This window comes from Streptomyces sp. SID13031 (assembly GCF_010548305.1).
GTDB lineage: Bacteria > Actinomycetota > Actinomycetes > Propionibacteriales > Kribbellaceae > Kribbella.
Genome location: NZ_JAAGLV010000001.1, coordinates 620636 through 640798, shown reverse-complemented (window position 1 = coordinate 640798; position 20163 = coordinate 620636). Strand labels below are relative to the sequence as shown.

Genomic DNA, 20163 nt, shown 5'->3' with positions numbered 1-20163 from the left:
CCTGTCCCCGGCCCGAGTCACTTTCCGTGGAACTGCTTCAGGTATTCGTAGGTCGACGGCAGCGACGAGAGCAGCTCCTCCTGCTGCCGGCGCAGGTCGGCGAACACCGACTCCGCACCTGCCACCGATTCGGGCCGATAGGCCAGCGACGGCAGCGGCTGGTCCGGAAGGACGCCGAGCCCGGCCAGTACGCAGTAGTAGTTGTTGTTGGTCCAGAAGTTGCGGAACTCGGCCTCGAAGTTCTTGTAGTAGCCGGTCTCCTCGATGATCGGCATGTTCACGACCATCCCGGACTTGTACATCTGCACCTTCTCCTGGAACCCCTCCGCCAGATACAGCTCCTTGTTCGCCCGCCAGAACGGGGTGTCGGTGCGCGGCGAGTAGTAGAAGTGCGCCTGGATGAAGTCCCGGGTGTCGTCGAACATCGTCTCGATCTCGGCGTTGAACTGCTCGATCAGGACCGGGTCGAAGCCGAGGTTCGGGAAGTTCTTGGCCAGCTGGAAGAGCGCGCCGGTGATGAAGTAGATCCCGGTCGACTCCAGCGGCTCGACGAAGCAGGACGCCAGCCCGACGCTGACCACGTTCTTCACCCAGGCCCGCTCGTTGCGGCCGACCCGGAACCGGATCTTGTTGAAGTCGGTGTTCTTCGGGTCCAGCCCCCACAGCGCGCTGAACTCGGCGATCGCCTCGTCCTCACCGGCGTACTTCGAGGAGTACACGTAGCCGCTGCCGAACCGGCCGAGCATCGGGATCTTCCAGGTCCAGCCGGATGACATCGCGATCGACGAGGTGAACGGCTCGATCCCGTCGGCCTCGTCGTCGTGCGGGACCTGGGCCGCGACCGCGGAGTCGTTGAGCAGGTGGTCGCTCATGTCGATGAACGGCTCGGCCATCGCCTGGTTGATCAGCAACCCACGGAAGCCCGAGCAGTCGACGAACAGGTCGCCCTCGATCGTCCGGCCGCCCTTGGTCTTCAGCGCGGTGACGAAGCCGCGCTCGTCCTGGACCGCCTCCGTCATCTGGTCGCTGATGTGGTTCACGCCCTGCTTCTGGACGGCGAACCTGCACAGGAAGGCCGCCACCAGGTTCGCGTCGAAGTGCCAGGCGTAGCTGGCCACCCGGGTCCCGTCGAGCCGGCGCGGAGACTTGTGCGCGTCCATCGCCGGGGTCACCGGGAAGCAGGCAAAAGCGAAGTCCTGATCGGTGCGGCCCTGGTGGTGGTCGTTGAACCAGTAGTGCGACAGCGGCACCTGATCGTGGTTCGGCAGCACTCCGAACGCGTGGTAGAAGTAGTCCTCGCGACCATCGGGCCGCAGCCGCGGCGTGGCCTGCCCGGCGCCCGGCGTGCGCCAGTTGACGAACTTGATCGACTCCTTGAAACTCGCGTTGCACTCCCGCATCCACTCGTCCTCGGGGATGCCGAGGAAGTCGAAGAAGGCCGACTGCAGGTTCGGGATGGTCGCCTCGCCGACCCCGATCCGGGGCACCGCGGGCGCCTCCAGCACGGTGATCTTGGTGGTGCCCTGCAAGGCCTTGCCCAGGTAGGCGGCCGTCATCCAGCCTGCGGTACCGCCGCCGAGGATGACGACGTGCTTGATCCGGTTGTCGGTGAGATCACTGGTGTCCATGGTCTATGTCCTCCGATGAGATGACGGGATGTGTCGGGCACCCGGTCGTGGCGGGCAGTTCGATCGGCTGGCTGGTCAGAGCCGGCAGGTTGACGTCGGTGTTGAGGGTCGGCGTGCCGGACCCGGTCACCGGGCAGACGGCGGCGAGGCGGTCGAACATCACAGCTGCCTCCAGCTCGGCCATCGCCGCGCCAGCGCACCGGTGGCGTCCGTGCCCGAAGGCGAGATGCCTGAGCGGCTTGCCCGGTTCGGCGGGCGGAAGCGACCAGTTCGCTGCGGCGAGCAGTACGACGACCGCGTCCCCAGTCTCGAGCAGGCAGCCGCCGAGCTCCACCCGCTCGGTGACGACCCGGCCGACAAAGCGCGACGGGGTCACATGGGCAAGCGCGTCCGGTACTGGCCGGAGCGCCTTGTCCGGTTGGGCGAACGCGTCCTGCAGGGACAGCGTGAGGAAGCCGGGAAGGGTCTGATGGCCGGAAGCGATCAGCATCACCAGGTTCGCCGCGATGTCGGCGTCGTCGAACCCACCGGCTGCATCAGCGGCGGCAACGAAATCCGTCGTGCCGTCATCGCGTGGGTTGGCGCGAGCCTCCCGGACCATCCGGAGGGCGTAGTCGTGCAGCCGCCTGGCCTTGCGATGGACTTCTTCGTCCAGTGTCGGGTTCAGCCCGCCGACGATCTCGGTCATCGCGTCGGAACCGGCCAGCACCATCGGCAGGTCGGCCGCCGGGATGCCGAGCAGCTTCGCGAGCACCCGTAGCGGGAAGTCGCGGGCGACCGTACCGGCGAAGTCCATCGGCCCGGACCCGGCGGGCAGCAACTCGGCGGCCAGCTCGCGCATCCATGGCTCCAGCGCCTTGATCCGGCGTGGCGACAGCACCGCTTGGACGACCCGCTTGAGGCGTAGATGGTCGGCGCCGTCCTTCAGCAGCAGCATCCGGGCGGCGACCGCGTTCAGATCGGTCTCGCCGGCCGCCGGGGCCTCGCCGTGGGAGTAGGCCGACCGGTACGACGAGAAGCGGTCGTCGGCCAGTACCGCCGTCACCTCGGTCACGCCGCAGATCAGCCAGGCGGCGACGTACGGGTCCCAGTGCACCGGTCCTCGCTCGGCCAGCGCGCCGAACAGTTCCCGCGCCCGGCCGGCGCCGTCGCCGGTGGTCAGCGAGTAGATGCTGAGCTCGCGCGGGCAGGCCGCGGCCCGCTTGTCCCGTAATTCTGCCGTCTTCTGCGACGTCATCGATTCGCCTTTCATTGGATCCCGGAGTTAATTCCGGGATAACAACAGATGGCGTGCTTCCGCTGATTCGGAGAAGGCGCTTTTCAGCGAACAGAAATGATCTTCACCGATCTGCGCGACCACCGGTATCGACCAACCGGGCGCGGGTGGAAGCGGCGTTACGAAACCTGGCGGACGGCGGTGTACCAGACCGCGATCTGGGTCCGCGAGCGCAACTCCAGCTTGTTCCGGATGCCGGCCAGATGCGTCTTCACGGTGCTCGCCGAGATGTGCAGGCGGCCGGCGATCTGCGGGTTGGTCAGCCCGGCCGCGACCAGCGCGACGACCTGCAGCTCGCGATCGGTCAACGGGTGGTCGGTGGGTTCGCCGGCGGCCGCCGGTACGTCGTCCTCGCGGTACCGGCGCAACGCGTACGCCACCAGCTGATCGAGTTTGAGGTCGTTGCCATAGGCCACCGACGCGCCGGCCCTGGGGTGCCCGAGCGCGACCAGCACCCGCCCGGTGGCCGCGTCGAGTTGCCGCTGCCACGCGGGTTCCGCATCCAGACCGAGCGTCTCCCGGGTGGCAGCCGCACCGGCGAAGAGGATCGACGCCCGGTAGTTGTCGTCCTGCCGGGCAGCCACCAGCGCCATCGCCTCGATCGAGTACGCCGCGTAGTAGCTGTGCGCCGCGGTGGCCTTGAGGGCAGCGGCGAAGGTCTTCTCCGCGGCCGCGATGTCGCCTTCCGCGAGCTGGAGCAGGCCCGAGGTGTGCATCAGCGCACCCCGCATCCGCAGCGAGACCACGGGATCCTCGGACGACGTCTGCGTCATCAACGTGGCTGCCTCCCCCACCTCGCCGGCCAGCACCAGCGCCCACGCGAGGTTTCGCAGGCACATCGGCCGGTCCTCGGCGGGCGCGTGCCGGACGCACCCCCGGTATGCCTCGACGGCCTGGCCGAACTCGTCGCGGAACAGATGGATCCGGCCGAGCACATCCAGTGCCCGGGTCAGCTGCGCCGGTACGTCGCGCCGCGCAGCCAGTCCGACGGCCTCGATCGCCAGCCGGAAAGCCTCGGTGTAGTCGCGATTCAAGGCCGTCAGCCAAGCCAGCGTGGACAACAGGTCGCAGTGGTGCGCGGTACGGCGGTCCGGATCGAGTGCGATCGCCCGCCGTAGCAGGTCCGTTCCTGCGGAGGTCTGCTGCAGGTGCCACGACATCCGGGCCAGCGCGACCGCCAGTACGGTGTGGCGTTCGTCGGCGCTGTGCGCGGTGTGCTCGGCCGCCGCGACCAGATTGTCGCGCTCGCGCAGAACCTCGACCGATGCCGAGCCACCGAAGAAGAAGCTGCTCACGGCCGGGCCCGCGATCCGCGCCAGCCGCTCGGCCAGGCGATCACGGGCCGCCATCAGTTCAGCATCCGCGGCCAGCCGCTCGAGCCCGTAGTTGCGCACGGTGTTGAGCAGCCGGAACCGCGGCTCGTCCGGTTCCGCGGGAAGTACACGCTGGATCAGCGACTTCGCTTCGAGCGACCACAGCACGCGCTGGGTGGTCGCGAGGGATGCCGCTTCCACCCCCACCACATCGGCGGCCGCCGGTACGTCGAAGTCACTCTCCAGCACGCAGATCCGCCGGAACACCAACCGCTCCCCCGCGGTCAGCAGCCGATAGCTCCAGGCGATCGCGGCCCGCAACTCCCGGTGCCTCGGTGGCCCGGTGCGGATGCCATCGGTGAGCAGACCGAGCTGATCCGTCAGCCCGGCGAGCACCTCGGCGAGCGGCACCGCGCTGACGCGGCGGGCGGCCAGCTCGATGGCCAACGGCAAACCGTCGACCCGGCAACAGATCTGCGCGACCAGGGCCGCGTTCTCCTCGGTCACCGCGAAACCCGGATCGACGGCCAATGCCCGGTCGACGAACAGTTTGGCGGCCTCGGTCGCCAGCACCTTCTCCTTGCCGAGCGCCTGACCGGACTTCGGCAGCGACAGGACACCGAGCCGGACCACCACCTCACCCCGAGCGCGGAGCGGCTCGCGGCTGGTGGTGAGCACGCGCAGGCGCGGGCAGCGGCCGAGCAACCGCTCGATCAACTCGGCACACGCCTCGGGCAGGTGCTCGCAGTTGTCCAGGACGAGCAGACTCCGGTTCACCGCGAGCTGTTCGACCACCGCGTCCAGCATCGCCTGCCGCCGGCCGTCGACGCCGATCGCGGCGGCCACGGCCGCGAGCACCTGGGCCGGCTGGCTGACGGAATCCAAGGGCACCAGGTAGAAAGGCACGGTCCCGAGCGAGCCGACGAACTCGCGCGCGGTCCGGGTCTTGCCGACACCGGCCGGCCCGGTCAGGGTGACCAGCCGGGACGCGCGCAACTGCCGGTTCAGCAGCGTGAGCTCGCGCCGGCGACCGACGAACCGGTCGCCGGGCTCGTCCACGGCGTCCGCGTCCCACCGGCCGATCCGATCGCGAGTACCGGTGCGGTGCCGGAAGGCCCGTTGCCTGCACGCGTTCGAGCAGTACCTGGCGGGCCGGCCCGCACGCGGTCCGTTCTGCCGGGCAGGCGGGAGCGCGTTCCCGCACATCAGGCAGGTTTGGTCGCTCGCCGCATCGGGTCGCACACGTCCAGTGTTGCAACCCGGCACGGGGCTCGGGAACCCATCGGCGAGCCGGGCCCGGGTCCTTTCCGGGGAATTGCCTTCCGCGCCGGACATCGGTCACCGTGGTGGAATTCAATCGTCATCCGAACGTCATCGAAACTCCTGGACAGCCACTTCGGCGGCCGAACGGGGGAATTACGTAACGCGATACTTTTCCATCCCCCGGCCGGCCCTGGTTACGCTGCCGGACGCCGTACTTCGGCAGCTGTCGCAACGGAATTCCGCCCCGCCTTCCCGGCTGAGTCACGTGAGGATGGTCGATGCCCTGTGACCACACATCAGGCCTTCTTTCTGCTCGTCGGTCTCGCCGTCATCCTGGTGTTCACCAGGCTGGTCGGCAGCCTGGCCGAGCGCCTCGGTCAGCCGCGGGTGATCGGTGAGATGGCGGCCGGCATCCTGCTCGGGCCGACGCTGTTCCACGGTGCCGTCTCCACCGCGTTGTTCCCGGCTGATACCCGTCCCTTGCTGTCCGCGCTGGCGAATCTGGGCGTGGCGGTGTTCATGTTCCTGGTCGGCACGGAGATCGACCACCGGTTGCTGCGCGGCAACTCGACGGCGGCCCTGACCACCTCGGCCGGTGCGATCGTGGTGCCCTTCGCGCTCGGCTTCGGCATCGCCTTCGTCCTCCGCGGCCCGAACAACTCGATGCCCGGTTTCGCCTTGTTCATCGGTACGGCGCTGTCCATCACCGCCTTCCCCGTCCTGGCGAGGATCCTGCGCGACCGCGAGCTGCACCGGACGACCGTCGGCGGACTCGCCCTGACCTGCGCTGCCATCGCCGACATCGCCGCCTGGACGATCCTGGCCGCGGTCGTCGCCACCCTCGGCGCAGGTCAGCACCAGTGGCGTCTCCTACTGGCCGTCCCGTACGTGGCGGTGATGCTGTTCGTCGTCCGGCCGCTGCTGCGCAGGCTCGCGTCGAGCCAGGACCCCGGCGCGACCGGGCTCGTGGTCGTCGTCGCCGGCCTGATGTTCTCCGCGGCCGCCACCGAGTGGCTGGGACTGCACTTCATCTTCGGCGCCTTCTTCTTCGGCGTCCTGATGCCGCGCGCCGGTGCCGAACGGCTGCACCAGGTCATCCACGAGCGGGTCGACACCTTCAGCACCACGCTGTTGCTGCCGATCTTCTTCGTCACCGCGGGACTGCAGGTGAACCTGTCCGGGCTGACAGCCGAGGGCATCGGCGAACTGGCTCTCATCCTGGCCGCTGCCATCGGCGGAAAGCTCGTTGGCGTCTATCTCGGTGCCCGGCTCGGCCGTCAGCCGCGCCACCCAGCCGCGATGCTGGCCGTCCTGATGAACACCCGTGGGCTGACCGAACTGATCGTCCTCGCCCTCGGCCTCCAGCTCGGCATTCTCGATACCCGTCTCTACTCACTGCTGGTCGTGATGGCACTGGTCACAACCGCCATGACAGGCCCCTTGCTCACCCTGCTCCTGCGCAGGAAGGAGCCCGTCGCTGTCAGTCCTTTGCCGCCCGAACCATCCAGGCAGACCTAGGCCGCATCTTCGTCTTCGTCTTCGGATGATCGCGTGCCCGCGATGAGCTGACCGCGTGGGGTTTCCGGGAAACAGGCGAGCATGGCGCGGACCGCTGCGGCGTCGACGTTGGCGCCGAAGAGCTCGGTGTCGGGTCCGAACCGCACGCCCTCCGCGAGTGGCCCAGCCAGCACCGGGTCGAACCCGAGCGCGTCGACGATCGTCGCGACCTGCGCGGCATCGTCGGCCTCCCCCGCGATGGCGATCGCCTTGCGATCCGGCGTACCGGCTGGGCGGGCGCCGCCCTCGAGATCGTGGTAGCCCATGTGGTTGAACGCCTTCACCACGCGTGCCCCGGACAGGAAGTCCTGGACGATCTCGCTGGAGGACGTCCGTGGATCGGTCAGGTCGTCGCGGTGGCCGTCGATCTCCCACCAGTAGTTCATCGCGTCGATCACGAGCTTGCCGTCCAGTGCCTCCGCCGGGACGTTGCGGTACTTGCCGAGTGGGAGCGCGAGGATCACTACGTCAGCCTGCGCCGCGACCTCGGCCGCCGTGGTCGCCACTGCTCCGGGCGTGACGACCTCGACGATCAGCGCGATCTTCGACACCTCACCCGAGCCGGCCAGCAGGACGCGATACCCCGCGGCCACCGCCAGCCGGGCGAGGACGGTGCCGACCTTGCCGGCGCCGAGGATGCCGATCACCGGTTTCGTCATTGCGCCGGCTCCGACTCGAGCAACTCGCGAACCATCGGGACCACCTTCGCGCCGTACAGCTCGACCGCCTTCAGGCGAGCACTGACCGGCAGCGAACCGGCCGTGTAGATCAGGTCGAAGCGGCCGACGTCCAGCTTCCGCACCGCGTCGGCGATCCGGCGCGCCACCGTGTCGGGCGAACCGACGTACATCGAACCGTTGGCGACCTCGGCGTCGAACTCCGCCCGCTTCACCGGCGGCCAGCCACGCAACGCCCCGATCCGGTCCCGCATGACCTTGTACCGCGGCCAGTACACCTCCTTCGCCTCCTCGTCGGTGTCGGCGACGAAGCCCGGCGAGTGCATCCCCACCGGCTGCGCGGTGGTACCGAACTGCTCGGACGCCCGCCGGTACAGATCAACGTACGACGCGAACCGCTCCGGCGATCCACCGATGATGGCGAGCATCAGCGGGAGACCGTAGAACGCCGTACGGACCACTGACTGCGGCGTTCCGCCGACCCCGACCCACGTCGTCAGGCGGCCCGACTCGGTCTTGGGGAAGACGTCGGCGTCCTCCAGCGAGGCCCGGGTGGTCCCGCTCCAGGTGACCGGCTTCTCGTCCAGCAACCGGGCGAACAGCTGCAGCTTCTCCTCGAACAGAACGTCGTAGTCCTGCAGGTCGTAGCCGAACAACGGGAACGACTCGGTGAACGAACCGCGGCCGAGGATGACCTCCGCCCGCCCCTGCGAGATCGCGTCCACCGTCGCGAACCGCTGGAACACCCGGACCGGGTCGTCCGAGCTCAGCACGGTCACGCCGGACCCGAGCTTGATCCGCGAGGTACGGGCGGCGATCGCGGCCAGCACCGTCTCCGGAGTGGAGATCGAGTACTCCGGCCGGTGGTGCTCGCCGAGCGCGACCGCGTCGACGCCCAGCTGGTCGGCGAGCACCGCCTCTTCGATCACCTGGCGGATCGCCGCCGCACCGGACATCAGCCGGCCCTCGTCATCCTCCGGAATGTCCCCGAAGGTGTCGAGACCGAACAACAGCTCGCTCATCACGCGTCCCTTCCCATCTGCTCTGTCAATCAATCAAAGTCTTGGTTGACATGTCAACACAGATCGGTGCCCGGTTCATTCCGGACGCGGGTCGCAGCGGTCGCCGCCGGCCGGCCGTCAGCCCTTGGCGGCCCGGATCATCCCCTCGCGGGGCACGACCTTGACCCGCTCGCGGCCCTGGTCCTGACCGAGGGCAATCTCATGCGCATCCAGTCGCGACCAGCCTTCGGCATCGACGACGGTCGCGCCCCGGTCGGCGAGATGCCTGAGGATCGCATCCGGATCAGACACCTCTGGACGCGGCAGCCCGTCGAGGTCGTTCAGGAGGCTGGCGATCGTTTCGGCGGCGTCCGACTTGGTGTGGCCGATCAGGCCGATCGGGCCGCGCTTGATCCAGCCGGTGACATACAGGCCGACCAGCGGTACGTCGTCCATATCGAGGACCCGGCCGCGATCGTTGGTCATCACCCCGGCCTGGTGGTCGAACGGCAGGCCGGGCAGGTGCGACGACAGGTAGCCGACCGCACGATAGACCGCCTCCACAGGCGTATCGACGTACTCGCCGGTGCCCCGAACCGTTCCGTCGCCCTGCAGCTCAGTGCGCTCGGTCCGCAGCCCCTCGACCCGGTCGGTCCCCAGCACCTCTACCGGCGCATGGCACAGGTGGATGTGGATGCGGTGCTCCGCGCCGGTGGGCTCGGCTTCGAGGTACTTGAGCAGCGTGTCGACCATCAGCCGCGTGCCCTTGTTGGAGTTGATCGCGCGCTGGCTCGCCTCGTCGATCTCGAAGCCCTCCGGGTGCACGATCACATCCACCGACGGCGAGTGCGAGAGCTCGCGCAGCTCCATCGGGGTGAACTTGATCTGCGCCGGACCGCGCCGGGCGAACACGTGCACATCCGTGGCCTGGTTGGCCTTCAGCCCCTGGTAGACGTTGTCCGCGATCTCGGTGGTGAGCTGCTCGTCGGCGGGCTTGGCCAGCATCCGGGCGACGTCGAGCGCGACATTGCCGGCTCCGATGACCGCGATGTGGCGCGCGTCCAACGGCCAGTCACGCGGTACGTCGGGATGGCCGGCGTACCAGCTGACGAAGTCGGCGGCGCCGTGGTTGCCGGGCAGGTCGACGCCCGGGATGGCGAGCTCGCGGTCGGTGATCGCGCCGGTGGCGAAGATGACGGCGTCGTAGTGCCGGCGCAGGTCCTCGAGCTTGAGGTCGACGCCGTACTCGACGTTGCCGAGGAACCTGATCCGGTCCCGGCCGACCACCCGGTGCAGCGCCTTGATGATCTCCTTGATCCGCGGATGGTCCGGCGCGACGCCGTACCGGACCAGCCCGAACGGGGCGGGTAGCCGCTCGATCAGATCGACGCGGGCCGTATCGTGCTCTTTGGTCAGGATGTCGGCCGCGTAGATTCCCGCAGGCCCGGCGCCGATGACGGCGACTCGGAGGTCTGTCACGATCTCCCCAGTTGAATTAGGCAAGCCTTACCTAATCACCCTACGTGAGGCATGACCCGACTCCCAACTCTTGAGATTTAATTCACAAGCAGCCGCAGGACCCTCGGATGACGATCTCCAGGGGCAGGGTCAGGTGAGCTTCCAGTGGACGGGCTCCGCCGATCAGGTCGAAGAGCCTCTCGGTGGCCGCGCGGGCGAGCTCCTCGGCGGGGATGCGCACCGTGGTGATGCCTGGCGTGGTCACCCGCGCGAGCCCGAAGTCATCGAATCCGACGATGGCCACGTCACCCGGTACGTCGCCCTTCTCAAGCAGTTGACGGGTGAGATCGCGACCGGACTCCTCGCTGAAGTCTCCCGTCCACTCCTCATCCGATGGCGCGATACCAGCGGCGGTCAGCGCCTGACGGAAGCCTTCGCGGCGCTCGATCGTGACCTGGTGCCCCAACGGACCGCCGAGATGGACCAGCCGCCGGCGCTGGTGTGCGGTGATCAGATGGTCGGTCACCTGCCGCGCCGGACAGGTCGTCGATGCCGACGCTGACCGCCTCGGGCAATTGCGGATACCGCCCATCAGTACGACGGGAAGCCGTAGGTGCGCCCTGTTCAGCCCGTCAAGATCCGGCTGCCCTGATGTCCGGATCAGGCCACGGGGGCTGCTGAGCTTCGGCCTATCTATACTCGTCACTCGTTCGATCGGACCATGGAGGGGAACTCAGGATGACCAATGTCAGCCAGCACGACATCGGCCAGGCCATCGACGAAACCTTCGGGGCCGGTACGCCGCGGACTGTGACCGTCCATTCCTCCGGCGCCGTGTCCATCGTCCTCCGGGCCGCCGAGCGCGTCGTCCTGATCGATGGGACGAGCACCGAATGGGGAGTCTCCGTCGACCCCAGCGACGACGAAGCCTTCACCGGCCATTCGGTGACCGTCGCCTCCTTCGCCGAAGCCCTGCGCACGGCGCGCGCCGGCCTCGACGGCTGACCGCCGCCACCCTGCGAAGGAGCACCGCCGACGTGCCCGATGAGCAACCACTGTCCCTGCCGGAGCGACTGGCCCTCGTCTACGAACGGCTGGACCAACTCCCGCCGGCTCGGACCGCCAGCGAAGCGTTCACCCAGCTGGCCACGACGTTGGACGAGGTCGAGGAGCAGTACAGCGGCGTACCGCGAGATCCCAACCCTGGCTTGAAGTTCGACGGCCGGATGTATCCGCCGCGGGAGGACTTCACCGAACGCACCGCGGACGGCGGCCTACGAGCCACCACCCGCGGGAACCAGATCGACATCTCCCCCGACGGTACGACGAGCATCCTCAGCCGCAAGACCGGCGACGAGGTCTACCGCCGCCCAGGCGCCGGCCCCGAGCAGACCCTCGACCCCGAACTCCGCAAACTCCAGTCCCTTGCCGCGACCAACTACCCAGCAGGCCTCCGGTCCCCCACTGCGATACCTGCTTCAACCCAACCAGCCGCCACCCACCACAAACCAGAACGCGACGACCGCACCCACGGCCGCTGACGAGACCCGCCTGTACCGCCTACTGAAACCCCGGCTACCGGACGAACTCGTGGTCGCGTGGCCTCCCAGGCAGCCCGCGACTGGTTCCTTTCACATCTATGAGCTGAGGACGAACCGGCTCAGCTCGGTGCGAATCGCGTCGTCGAGGCTGAGGTCGGCGGCAGCGAGGTTCTCGGTGAGGTGGGCCCGGATGCGGGTACCTGGGATGAGGAGGATGTTCGGTGCCAGGTCGAGCAGCCAGGCGAGTGCCAGCCGGGCGGGCGATGCGTTGAGTTCGGCGCCCAGGGTGACGAGCGTGGGGTTGGTGAGCAGGCGGCGCCGTTGGTCGCCGGACAGGCCCAGTGGACAGTACGGGACGAACGCGATGGTGCGGGTCTCGCATTCGGTGAGGACGTCGAGGGATCTCCGGTCGGCCAGGTTGAAGAGATTCTGCACGCAGACGATCTCGGTTCGGGCGACCGCATGCAACAGGTGCCGGCGGGAAATGTTGCTGAGCCCGATGCCGTCGATCAGGCCTTCCTCGCGGGCCCGGACCATTGCCGCGAGCTGCGCGTCGAACTCCTTGCCCGGCGGCTCGGACGGATCCGCCACTCGCAGGTTTACCGCCGCCAGCCGGTCGGTGCCGAGCGCAATGAGATTGTCCTCGATGCCTTGACGAAGCACTGCCCCATCGGTGCCAGGGCCGGCGGCAACCTTGCTCACGATCGCCAGGTCGTCCGGGTAAGGGTGCAGCGCCTCGCGGATGAGCCGATTCACCGTGCCAGGTCCGTAGTACTGCGCGGTGTCGATGTGGCTCACGCCGGCCGCAACAGCCGTGCGTAGTACGAGCAACGCCTCGTCGTGGTCTCCCGGCGGCCCGAAGACCCCGTCGCCGGCCAGCTGCATCGCGCCGTACCCGGCCCGCTGCACACGCAACGGGCCGAGCGCGAAGGAGCCGCCGAGCGCTCCGGTCACGGGTGGACCTGCGAGCCGACGCCGAGGTCGAGGCGGACCGACTCGAGGATGAGGAACGCGGTGCTGGCCGTGTAGACGTCGGCAGCGGCGAGGATGCCGGTGTACTTCTTGATCACCGGTGCGGCCGCGTACTCCGCCTGCGCGTCCTGGTACAGCTTGACCGCGGCCCACGTGTTGTTCCCGTACTTCGCGAAGAAGGGCGTCGGATCGACGGCGACCAGCGCCTTCTTCACGCCGTCGACGAGGTCGGTCACATACTGCTGGTAGACAACCATGTCGCGCCGGGTGCCAGGCCGGCCCATGTGACCACCGATGTAGTGCTTCCACGGGTAGCTCAGAGCCTTCGCGGGGGCCGCGATGGTGCCGGGAACATCCTCGGCGATATTGAGGCTGGCGAACGGAACCCAGCCGGGCAGGTTGATGTCGACCAGCATCAGCGTGTTGTGATTCGGCAGGTGGATGTAGATGTTGTCGGGCGTGTGGTTCGTCCCATGCCAGGCCAGCTCGATCCGCTCGCCACCAACCCGGAGCGTGCGCTGGGTCTCGAAGGTCAGATCGGGGACCGGCCTCGCCGGATCGTTGTCCCGGGCAAGCAACCGCTTCGTCTCGGTATGGCCGACCCGGACCACATGCCGGCCGAACAAGGACGAGGCCCCGACGTGGTCGGCGTGGTGGTGCGAGTAGACGAGGTGGGTCACCTTGTTGGACACGCCGTTGGCGGAGGCGATCTCGTCGATCGCGCGCTGCAGGTTGTGGCCGATGGTGGGCGGTGCGTCGAACAGCACCACCCCGTCCCTGGTGGTCAGGAACGCGGCCTGGTACGTGCCGTCGGTGACCCAGTACAGGTTCCTCTCCAGCCGTCCGACGTAGTACCCCTGCGCATTGAGCGCCGGCCCGAGAGCGGACGGCGGGATCGGCGCGTAGTCGGGCAACGCGTCATCGGCGTACGCCGGCTCAGCGACGCCCGCCATCGCGGCCACGGCCGGTACTGCGGCGAGCGCCGCGCCTTTGGCGAGGAAGGACCGGCGGTTCGAGGTTGATGACATGACAGACCTTTCGGGAGATTTCGGCACTCACGGCTGCGGCATCCGAACGCATTCAGCATCGCCGCGTGCCCGGTGAGCGGTCGTCACCTGATTCCGGTGATCTTCGCGAGTAGGCTGAGCGGGTGCCTGGAGACGATGGCGCGGCACGGCCTGGACTGGTCGACCGCCGCGACCTGATGGCCGCGCTGGATCACGCGGCCGAGAAGCGAGTGACGGTCGTCTCGGCGCCGGCCGGCAGTGGCAAGACTTCGCTGCTGCGCCTGTGGGCCGATCGGCGGCGCCGGGACCGCCGGATCGTCTTCCTGTCCGTCAAGCCCGGCCAGTACGACGCGCAGTTGTTCTGGCTCACCCTGCTGGGCGTGATCCGCGGCACCGAGCCGCCGGCTCCGGCACCCGGGTACGACGGGCAGGCCATGGTCGACAAGGTGCTGACCGAGCTTTCGGCATCCGGCGAACCGACCGTCCTGATCATCGACGACCTGCATGAGCTGACGTCCAGTGAGGCCAACGAGCAGCTTGCAGCCCTGTTGACCAGCCTCCCCGCGGAGGTCCACGCGGTCGTCGCCACCCGCCGTGACCCCGCGCTGCGCCTTCACCAGCTCCGGCTGGCCGGAGAGCTGGCCGAGATCCGGGCGCCGCAGTTGCGCTTCACCGAGGACGAGACGCGCAAGCTGCTCACCGCCGCCGGGATCAGACTGCCGGACCAAGTGGTCACCACGCTGTACGAGCGGACCGAGGGCTGGGCGGCGGGGCTCCGGCTGGCAGTCCTGTCTCTCACCGGGCACCCGCAGCCGGAACGGTTCGTCGCCGAGTTCTCCGGCAGCGACCGCACGGTCGCCGAGTATCTGATGGCCGAGATGCTCGACCGGCAATCGTCAGAGGTACGACGCCTGCTCCTGCGTACTGCCCTGCTGGACCGGGTCAATGGCGAGCTGGCCGACCTGCTCACCGGCGCCACCGGATCGGAACGGATCCTGCTGGACCTCGAGGACGCCAACGCTTTCGTCGTCTCACTCGACCCGGCTCGCAGCTGGTTCCGCTACCACCACCTGTTCGGCGACCTGCTGCGACTGGAGCTCCGTCGCACTGCCCCCGGAGACGTCCCCGACCTGCACCGGATCGCAGCGCGCTGGTCTGCCGACCACTCGGACACCGCCGACGCCATCCGCCATCTGCAGGCCGCCGGTGACTGGACCGAGGCGGCCCAGCTCCTCACCGACCACGCCCTCAGCCTCACCCTCGACGGCCAGGCCGGGACCGTCGCGGTCCTGCTGCGCACGTTTCCGGCCCGGATCGGCGAGGACTCCCCCGGGCTGGCCCTGGTGCACGCGATCGCCGACCTCGACCAGCTCCACCTCGACCAGGCCGACGCGCACCTTGACGTGGTCAGGGCGTACGCCGCGACGACACCGCCCGGCCGGCAGTACCGGCTCCGGACGGCCATCGCATCCCTGGACCTGCTGTCGGCACGGCTGCGCGGCAACTTCGAGGGCGTCTTCGAGCAGGTGGACGCGCTGCCCTCGGCAGCGTCCGGGCAGTCCACCGCAGATGTTGCCATCAGCAACGACCTGCGGGCCCTCTCACTGCTGAACCTCGGCGTCACCGAAGCATGGTCGCTGCGGCTGCCGGAGAGCGAGAAGTACCTGCTGGAGGGCGCGACCCTCGCTCGCGACATCGGGCGGCCGTACGTCGAGGTCGCCTGCCTCGCCCACCTCGGATTCACCGCCACCGGTCACTCGTTCGCCCTCGCCCGGCAGTACTGCGAGAACGCCATCGAGGAAGCGACCCACCACGGCTGGGACACCGAACCAGTCATCGCACCCGCGCAGGCGACACTTGCCTGGATCCTCATCCGGACGGGCGAGTTCGACCACGGCGAGCAATGGCTGAACCGCGCCAGGCACGCCACCCAGGCCGGCGCGGAGCCGGGCATCCGCCTACTCATCCACCTGGTCACCGCGACCCTCGGGGCGGTCCGCGGCCGGTACGACGAGGCGCTGGCCGAGCTCGCAGCCGCCGGCGATCTCAACGCCCGGATCGCCGGCAACCACGCGCTGACGCCCCGGATCACCGGCTTGACGATCGCAACCCACGTCCGCCTCGGGGAGCTCGACCAGGCCCGAGCTGCCCTCGCCGCCGTCGACGATCAGCTGGCCGGCACCGACGAGGTCCGCAACGCGACCGCCGTGCTCCGCCTCGCCGAGCATGACCCCACCGGAGCCCGCGACGTACTCCGCCCTGCCGCTGGCGGTGCTCCGATCACCCTGGTCGAGGCCAACCTGCTGGACGCACTCGCCTGCCATGACCTCGGTGACGAGAGCGCAGCGCAGGCAGCCGTAGAACGCGCACTCCAACTGGCCGAACCAGACCGGCTGATCCTCCCCTTCGCGATCACCGGTGGCCGGCAGTTGCTCGAAGCCCTGCCACCGCACAGTACGTCGCACGCCGCCCTGGTCAGCGACATCCTCGACGCCATCCACGGCAATGACCACACCGTCGTACCAGGACCGTCCGAAGCCCTGAGCCCCAGCGAGCTCCGCGTACTTCGCTACCTGCCGACCAACCTCACCCGCCCGGAGATCGCCGGCGAGCTGTCGGTCTCTGTGAACACCGTCAACACCCACATCCGCCACATCTACGCCAAGCTCGGCGCCACCGACCGCTCGTCGGCCGTCCAGCGCGGCCGCGACCTCCGTCTACTCTCAACCGGCGTCAGGTAGCGGTGCGACAGTGCAAGCCCGAGGGTTCACGCTCACGACCTGCCAGTCGTAGACGTGGCGAGCGGCGACCCGACGCCTCAACCAGGGAGTGCCGGCCCGGCGGAGCGCAGTACGGATGCTGACGTCGGCGCCGACCAGTTGGATCTCGTCGACCAGGCAGGCCAGGACGAGATCCGACACCCGCGCGATCCTGACGCCACCGACAGTCAGGATCCGGCGATCGAGCAGTTCACCGGCGAGGGCCATGAACCCGCCGCCCTGCGGAGGCCGGTGCGGCTGGAGTCCTGAAGTGGTGAGATACACCTCCCAGCGACAGATCCCCGCGATCGCCGTGTACGGGATGAAGGCGACCTTGCCGCGACTGCGGACCAGGATCCCGTGCAACGGCGGCCGCCCACCATTGCCCAAAGCAACAACAAGGTCGGACACCCGGCCGACCGGACACCCCCTCCGGTCATAGACCGACCGCCCGATCAGCCCGGTCACGGACACCAGGATCGAGCACGACCGGACCGGGAGCCCCAGCCCGGGAGGTGGCCGGCGGCCCAGCCGCGGACGCCCGCGGCGTAACCGCGAAACCACGCCTGGGCCGTCCATCAGTACTTGATCGTCAACTCGTCACGGACCGAGGTGACCCCCGGTGCCGCCCAGGCAGCGGCGACCGCCTCGTTGCGCTCGGCCCACGAACGGACCGCACCCCTGACGGTCACGGCACCCTCGAAGGTCGAGACCAGCAATCCGTCAGCATCCAGGGCGGCGTTGCGCACGAAGGCCTTCCTGATCGAATCCTCGGCGTCCGCGGCACTCGGCAGCGGCGGCGCGACCTCGAGGTCGTTGAAGACGTCGAGCGCGCCGGCGATGTTCGAGGCGACCAGGTCGGCCTCGTCGCGCCGGTACTGCCAGTTCACCGTGCCGGACAGCGTGACGAATCCGTCCACCACCCTGGCGTCGACCGTCGCCGGTACCAGGCTGTCCAGCATCAGCGCCTGCAGGACGAGGCCGCGCACTACATCGTCGTCCCAGGACATGATGTCCTCCTTCATCTTGGTTGGTTCGATCTCTGGATGCGGCTGATGACGTCATCGACGGACGGCACCACGCCGTGCCGCCGACGGATGACGTCGGCAACCAGTCCTGTCCAGCCGGTCTGGTGCGAGGCGCCCAGGCCGGCTCCGTTGTCGCCGTGGAAGTACTCGTGGAACAGCAGGTTGTGCTGCCAGTTCGGATCCTGCTGGAGGCGCTCGACCCAGCCGAAGCACGGCCGGCGCCGGTCCGGGCCGACGAGGAAGATCGCTACCGATCTGTCCCACAGGTCGGCGACCACGGTGTCCAGCGTCAGCAGATTCCCCGAGCCGGTCGGGTACTCGACCCGGAAGTCCTCGCCGAAGAAGCGGTGATAGCGCTGCAGCGCACTGGTGGCGAGGTAGTTCAGCGGGAACCACACCGGTCCGCGCCAGTTGGAGTTGCCACCGAACATCCCCGTGGTGGACTCGGCCGGCTCGTAGTCGACGCCGGCCCGGACCCCCTCGACGTCAACCGCATAAGGGTGATCGCGGTGGTACGCCGACAACGACCGCAGCCCGTACGGCGAGAGGAACTCCTCCGGGTCGAACAGCCTGCGGAACAACCGCGTGACCCGATCCACCCCGACGGCCCCCACCAGGAGCCGCCGATCGCCCGGACCCCCTCGCAGCGACCCGGACGCCGCAGTGGGATCCAGGTGCCGCTCCAGCAACCCGGCGAACTGCTTGCCCAGAGCAACCGCCTGGTCAAGCGCCGGCCCGTCGACGACGGCCGCCGCGAGCATCGGGATGATGCCCACCATCGACTGCGCCTTCAGCGGCACCGCGGTACCGCCCGGCGTGACGAGTCGGTCGTAGAAGAGGCCGTCAGCGTCGTCCCACAGCCCTTGCCGCTCCAAGGCGCCGCGGATGGCGGCGAAGTGCTCGAGGTACTCGATCGTCAGGTCCAGTCCCGGCCGCTGCCCGGTGCGGTACAGGATGGCCGCGATGGTGGCCATCGACAAGGCGTAGCCGGCCATCCACCCCGTGGCGTCCGCCTGCTCCAGCAGGCCGCCGACCGGCAGGTGCGATCGATCCAGCGGCCCGATGTTGTCCAGCCCGAGGAAGCCGCCCTCGAACACGTTGGAGCCGTCGGCATCCTCCCGGTTGATCCACCAGGTGAAGTTCACCATCAACTTGTCGAACACCCGGCCGAGGAAGTCGAGGTCGCGGCCGCCGTCGATCGCGAAGACCTCCAGCGCGGCCCATGCCTGCACCGGTGGATTGACGTCACCGAAGTCCCACTCGTACGCCGGTAGCGCGCCGTTCGGGTGCTGGAACCACTCGCGGCAGATCAGCAGCAACTGGTTCTTCGCGAACCCGGGATCCACGTGAGCCAGCGCGACACAGTGGAACGCCAGGTCCCAGGCCGCGAACCACGGGTACTCCCACTTGTCCGGCACGGACATGATGTCGAAGGCATCGAAGCTGCGCCACCGGTTGTTCCGGCCGGTACGCCGGGAAGCCGGGGGTACCGGCTGTCCGGGATCGCCGTCCAGCCAGTCGGCCACGGTGAAGGCGTACAACTGCTTGCTCCACAGCATCCCGGCGAACGCCTGCCGCATCACCATCGCCTCGTCGGCCGACGCGGCCGGTGGGGTCAGGTCGGCGTAGAAGTCGTCGGCCTCGGCCTGCCTGGTCGCGATGACCCGGTCGAAGTCCGTCCCGAGCGCGGTCCGCGGATCGGAGCCCGACGCCGTGGGCTGCAGCCGCAACCGCAGCTCGACGGCCGAGCCGGGGTCCACTCGCAGGCGGTACCACGCGGCACACTTGGTCCCTACCCGGGCCGGATTGACCGAGCAGGCGCCTGACACGACATGGTCGTTGATGCCGTCCTTCGGGTACTGCGTCGAGGATGGCACGCCGTACAGGCGATCCAGGTCGGTCTCGTTCTCGCAGAAGAGCAGTGCCGGCTGCGTACCGTCCGATCCCGGGGCGACGAGCAGCTCCAGTTCGCCGAGCACTGGATGGCTGATGCCGACGGCGGCGTTCCCGATCGCGACCAGCTCTGGTCGCGGCGCGTCCGGAGTCCAGCTCCAGGTGTTGCGGAACCAAGCCGTCGGGAGGACGTGCACCTCTGCCCGCTCCGGCCCCGCGTTGGTGACCCGTACGGTCATCAGCAGGTCCGTCGGGCTCCCCTTGGCATACGTCACGTCGACGATCCAGAACCGGTCCTGGTCGAAGACGCCGGTGTCGAGCAGTTCGTACTCCGGATCGTCACGGCCGCGGCGCCCGTTCTCGGCCACCAGTTCGGCGTACGGGAACTCGTTCTGGGGGTAGTGATAGCGCCACCGGTTCCACGCGTGGCTGGGTACCGCGTCCAGGTACCACCAGTAGTCCTTGACGTCCTCGCCATGGTTGCCCTCCGGTCCGGTCAGACCGAACGCCCGCTCCTTGAGGATCGGGTCGCGTCCGTTCCACAAGGCGATCCCCAAACACAGTCGCTGCTCCTGGTCGCTGAAACCCGCCAGACCGTCCTCGCCCCACCGGTACGCCCGAGACCTCGCGTGGTCGTGCGGCAAGTAGGTCCACGCGGAGCCGTCTGCGCTGTAGTCCTCGCGCACCGTCCCCCACTGGCGCTCGCTGAGGTACGGGCCCCACAGCGCCCACTCCGAAGGTGAGCCGGACGGCTCGGCGAGCCGCCGGCGCTCATCGTCTGCCATGGCTG

Annotated in this window: 16 protein-coding genes; 4 read left to right on the top strand and 12 right to left on the bottom strand. The window is 68.7% G+C overall.

What is annotated here, in order from left to right:
- Nucleotides 1-17: 17 nt before the first annotated feature.
- The 3 genes from G3I17_RS02835 to G3I17_RS02825 all read right to left on the bottom strand — a co-directional run bounded on the left by G3I17_RS02835 (nt 18) and on the right by G3I17_RS02825 (nt 5459).
- A complete protein-coding gene (locus G3I17_RS02835) occupies nt 18-1628 on the bottom strand; it encodes a tryptophan halogenase family protein (protein ID WP_164593592.1) in 1611 nt (536 codons plus the stop codon).
- On the bottom strand, nt 1615-2865 hold the full coding sequence (locus tag G3I17_RS02830; RefSeq protein WP_164593590.1) for a cytochrome P450: 1251 nt from the start codon (nt 2863-2865) through the stop codon (nt 1615-1617). The genes G3I17_RS02835 and G3I17_RS02830 overlap by 14 nt, the downstream gene beginning before the upstream one ends.
- A gap of 158 nt (nt 2866-3023) precedes the next feature.
- The gene (locus G3I17_RS02825) at nt 3024-5459 is read right to left on the bottom strand and encodes a LuxR C-terminal-related transcriptional regulator (protein WP_164593588.1); all 2436 of its coding nucleotides are present in this window, start codon (nt 5457-5459) and stop codon (nt 3024-3026) included.
- Nucleotides 5460-5765: 306 nt separating this feature from the next.
- Between G3I17_RS02825 and G3I17_RS02820 the strand changes: the two genes are divergently transcribed.
- Nucleotides 5766-6998, top strand: a complete 1233-nt coding sequence (locus G3I17_RS02820; RefSeq protein ID WP_203589628.1) for a cation:proton antiporter — start codon at nt 5766-5768, stop codon at nt 6996-6998.
- Here G3I17_RS02820 and G3I17_RS02815 read toward each other — a convergent pair.
- The 4 genes from G3I17_RS02815 to G3I17_RS02800 all read right to left on the bottom strand — a co-directional run bounded on the left by G3I17_RS02815 (nt 6995) and on the right by G3I17_RS02800 (nt 10879).
- On the bottom strand, nt 6995-7696 hold the full coding sequence (locus G3I17_RS02815; RefSeq protein WP_164593585.1) for an NAD(P)-binding domain-containing protein: 702 nt from the start codon (nt 7694-7696) through the stop codon (nt 6995-6997). The two genes, G3I17_RS02820 and G3I17_RS02815, sit on opposite strands and share 4 nt — an antisense overlap.
- On the bottom strand, nt 7693-8736 hold the full coding sequence (locus G3I17_RS02810) for an LLM class flavin-dependent oxidoreductase (protein WP_164593583.1): 1044 nt from the start codon (nt 8734-8736) through the stop codon (nt 7693-7695). The genes G3I17_RS02815 and G3I17_RS02810 overlap by 4 nt, the downstream gene beginning before the upstream one ends.
- A gap of 117 nt (nt 8737-8853) precedes the next feature.
- Nucleotides 8854-10197 carry an FAD-dependent oxidoreductase gene (locus G3I17_RS02805; protein WP_343238200.1) on the bottom strand — a complete coding sequence of 448 codons (1344 nt, stop codon included), beginning with the start codon at nt 10195-10197 and terminating at the stop codon, nt 8854-8856.
- A gap of 79 nt (nt 10198-10276) precedes the next feature.
- Entirely contained in the window at nt 10277-10879 is a 603-nt protein-coding gene (locus G3I17_RS02800; protein ID WP_164593579.1) for a substrate-binding domain-containing protein, read from the bottom strand.
- Between the two features lie 32 nt (nt 10880-10911).
- On the opposite strand from G3I17_RS02800, the gene G3I17_RS02795 reads away from it, so the two are divergent.
- Together G3I17_RS02795 and G3I17_RS02790 are read left to right on the top strand one after the other, a co-directional pair.
- Entirely contained in the window at nt 10912-11178 is a 267-nt protein-coding gene (locus G3I17_RS02795) for a hypothetical protein (RefSeq protein ID WP_164593577.1), read from the top strand.
- Between the two features lie 32 nt (nt 11179-11210).
- On the top strand, nt 11211-11714 hold the full coding sequence (locus G3I17_RS02790) for a hypothetical protein (protein ID WP_164593575.1): 504 nt from the start codon (nt 11211-11213) through the stop codon (nt 11712-11714).
- A gap of 96 nt (nt 11715-11810) precedes the next feature.
- On the opposite strand, the gene G3I17_RS02785 is transcribed toward G3I17_RS02790, so the two are convergent.
- Together G3I17_RS02785 and G3I17_RS02780 are read right to left on the bottom strand one after the other, a co-directional pair.
- Nucleotides 11811-12668 (bottom strand): aldo/keto reductase, encoded by an 858-nt coding sequence (locus G3I17_RS02785; RefSeq protein ID WP_343238188.1) that lies wholly within the window; start codon nt 12666-12668, stop codon nt 11811-11813.
- Nucleotides 12665-13714: an MBL fold metallo-hydrolase gene (locus G3I17_RS02780; RefSeq protein WP_164593573.1), complete on the bottom strand. Its 1050-nt coding sequence runs from the start codon at nt 13712-13714 to the stop codon at nt 12665-12667. Before G3I17_RS02780 ends, G3I17_RS02785 begins: the two co-directional genes overlap by 4 nt.
- 122 nt (nt 13715-13836) lie before the next feature.
- Between G3I17_RS02780 and G3I17_RS02775 the strand changes: the two genes are divergently transcribed.
- On the top strand, nt 13837-16434 hold the full coding sequence (locus G3I17_RS02775; protein WP_343238187.1) for a LuxR C-terminal-related transcriptional regulator: 2598 nt from the start codon (nt 13837-13839) through the stop codon (nt 16432-16434).
- Here the strand turns inward: G3I17_RS02775 and G3I17_RS02770 are convergent.
- The 3 genes from G3I17_RS02770 to G3I17_RS02760 all read right to left on the bottom strand — a co-directional run bounded on the left by G3I17_RS02770 (nt 16417) and on the right by G3I17_RS02760 (nt 20158).
- Entirely contained in the window at nt 16417-16863 is a 447-nt protein-coding gene (locus G3I17_RS02770) for a hypothetical protein (RefSeq protein WP_164593571.1), read from the bottom strand. The genes G3I17_RS02775 and G3I17_RS02770 overlap by 18 nt on opposite strands.
- A gap of 167 nt (nt 16864-17030) precedes the next feature.
- Complete coding sequence (locus G3I17_RS02765) at nt 17031-17462, bottom strand: BON domain-containing protein (RefSeq protein ID WP_164593569.1); 432 nt, start codon at nt 17460-17462, stop codon at nt 17031-17033.
- A gap of 11 nt (nt 17463-17473) precedes the next feature.
- A complete protein-coding gene (locus tag G3I17_RS02760) occupies nt 17474-20158 on the bottom strand; it encodes a glucosidase (RefSeq protein WP_203589626.1) in 2685 nt (894 codons plus the stop codon).
- Between the last annotated feature and the right edge of the window lie 5 nt (nt 20159-20163).

Coding starts and splice junctions, on each gene's coding strand:
- G3I17_RS02810 (WP_164593583.1), bottom strand. CDS start 8,736: ATGAGCGAGCTGTTGTTCGGTCTCGACACCTTCGGGGACATTCCGGAG.
- G3I17_RS02830 (WP_164593590.1), bottom strand. CDS start 2,865: ATGACGTCGCAGAAGACGGCAGAATTACGGGACAAGCGGGCCGCGGCC.
- G3I17_RS02835 (WP_164593592.1), bottom strand. CDS start 1,628: ATGGACACCAGTGATCTCACCGACAACCGGATCAAGCACGTCGTCATC.
- G3I17_RS02795 (WP_164593577.1), top strand. CDS start 10,912: ATGACCAATGTCAGCCAGCACGACATCGGCCAGGCCATCGACGAAACC.
- G3I17_RS02815 (WP_164593585.1), bottom strand. CDS start 7,696: ATGACGAAACCGGTGATCGGCATCCTCGGCGCCGGCAAGGTCGGCACC.
- G3I17_RS02760 (WP_203589626.1), bottom strand. CDS start 20,158: ATGGCAGACGATGAGCGCCGGCGGCTCGCCGAGCCGTCCGGCTCACCT.
- G3I17_RS02765 (WP_164593569.1), bottom strand. CDS start 17,462: ATGTCCTGGGACGACGATGTAGTGCGCGGCCTCGTCCTGCAGGCGCTG.
- G3I17_RS02780 (WP_164593573.1), bottom strand. CDS start 13,714: ATGTCATCAACCTCGAACCGCCGGTCCTTCCTCGCCAAAGGCGCGGCG.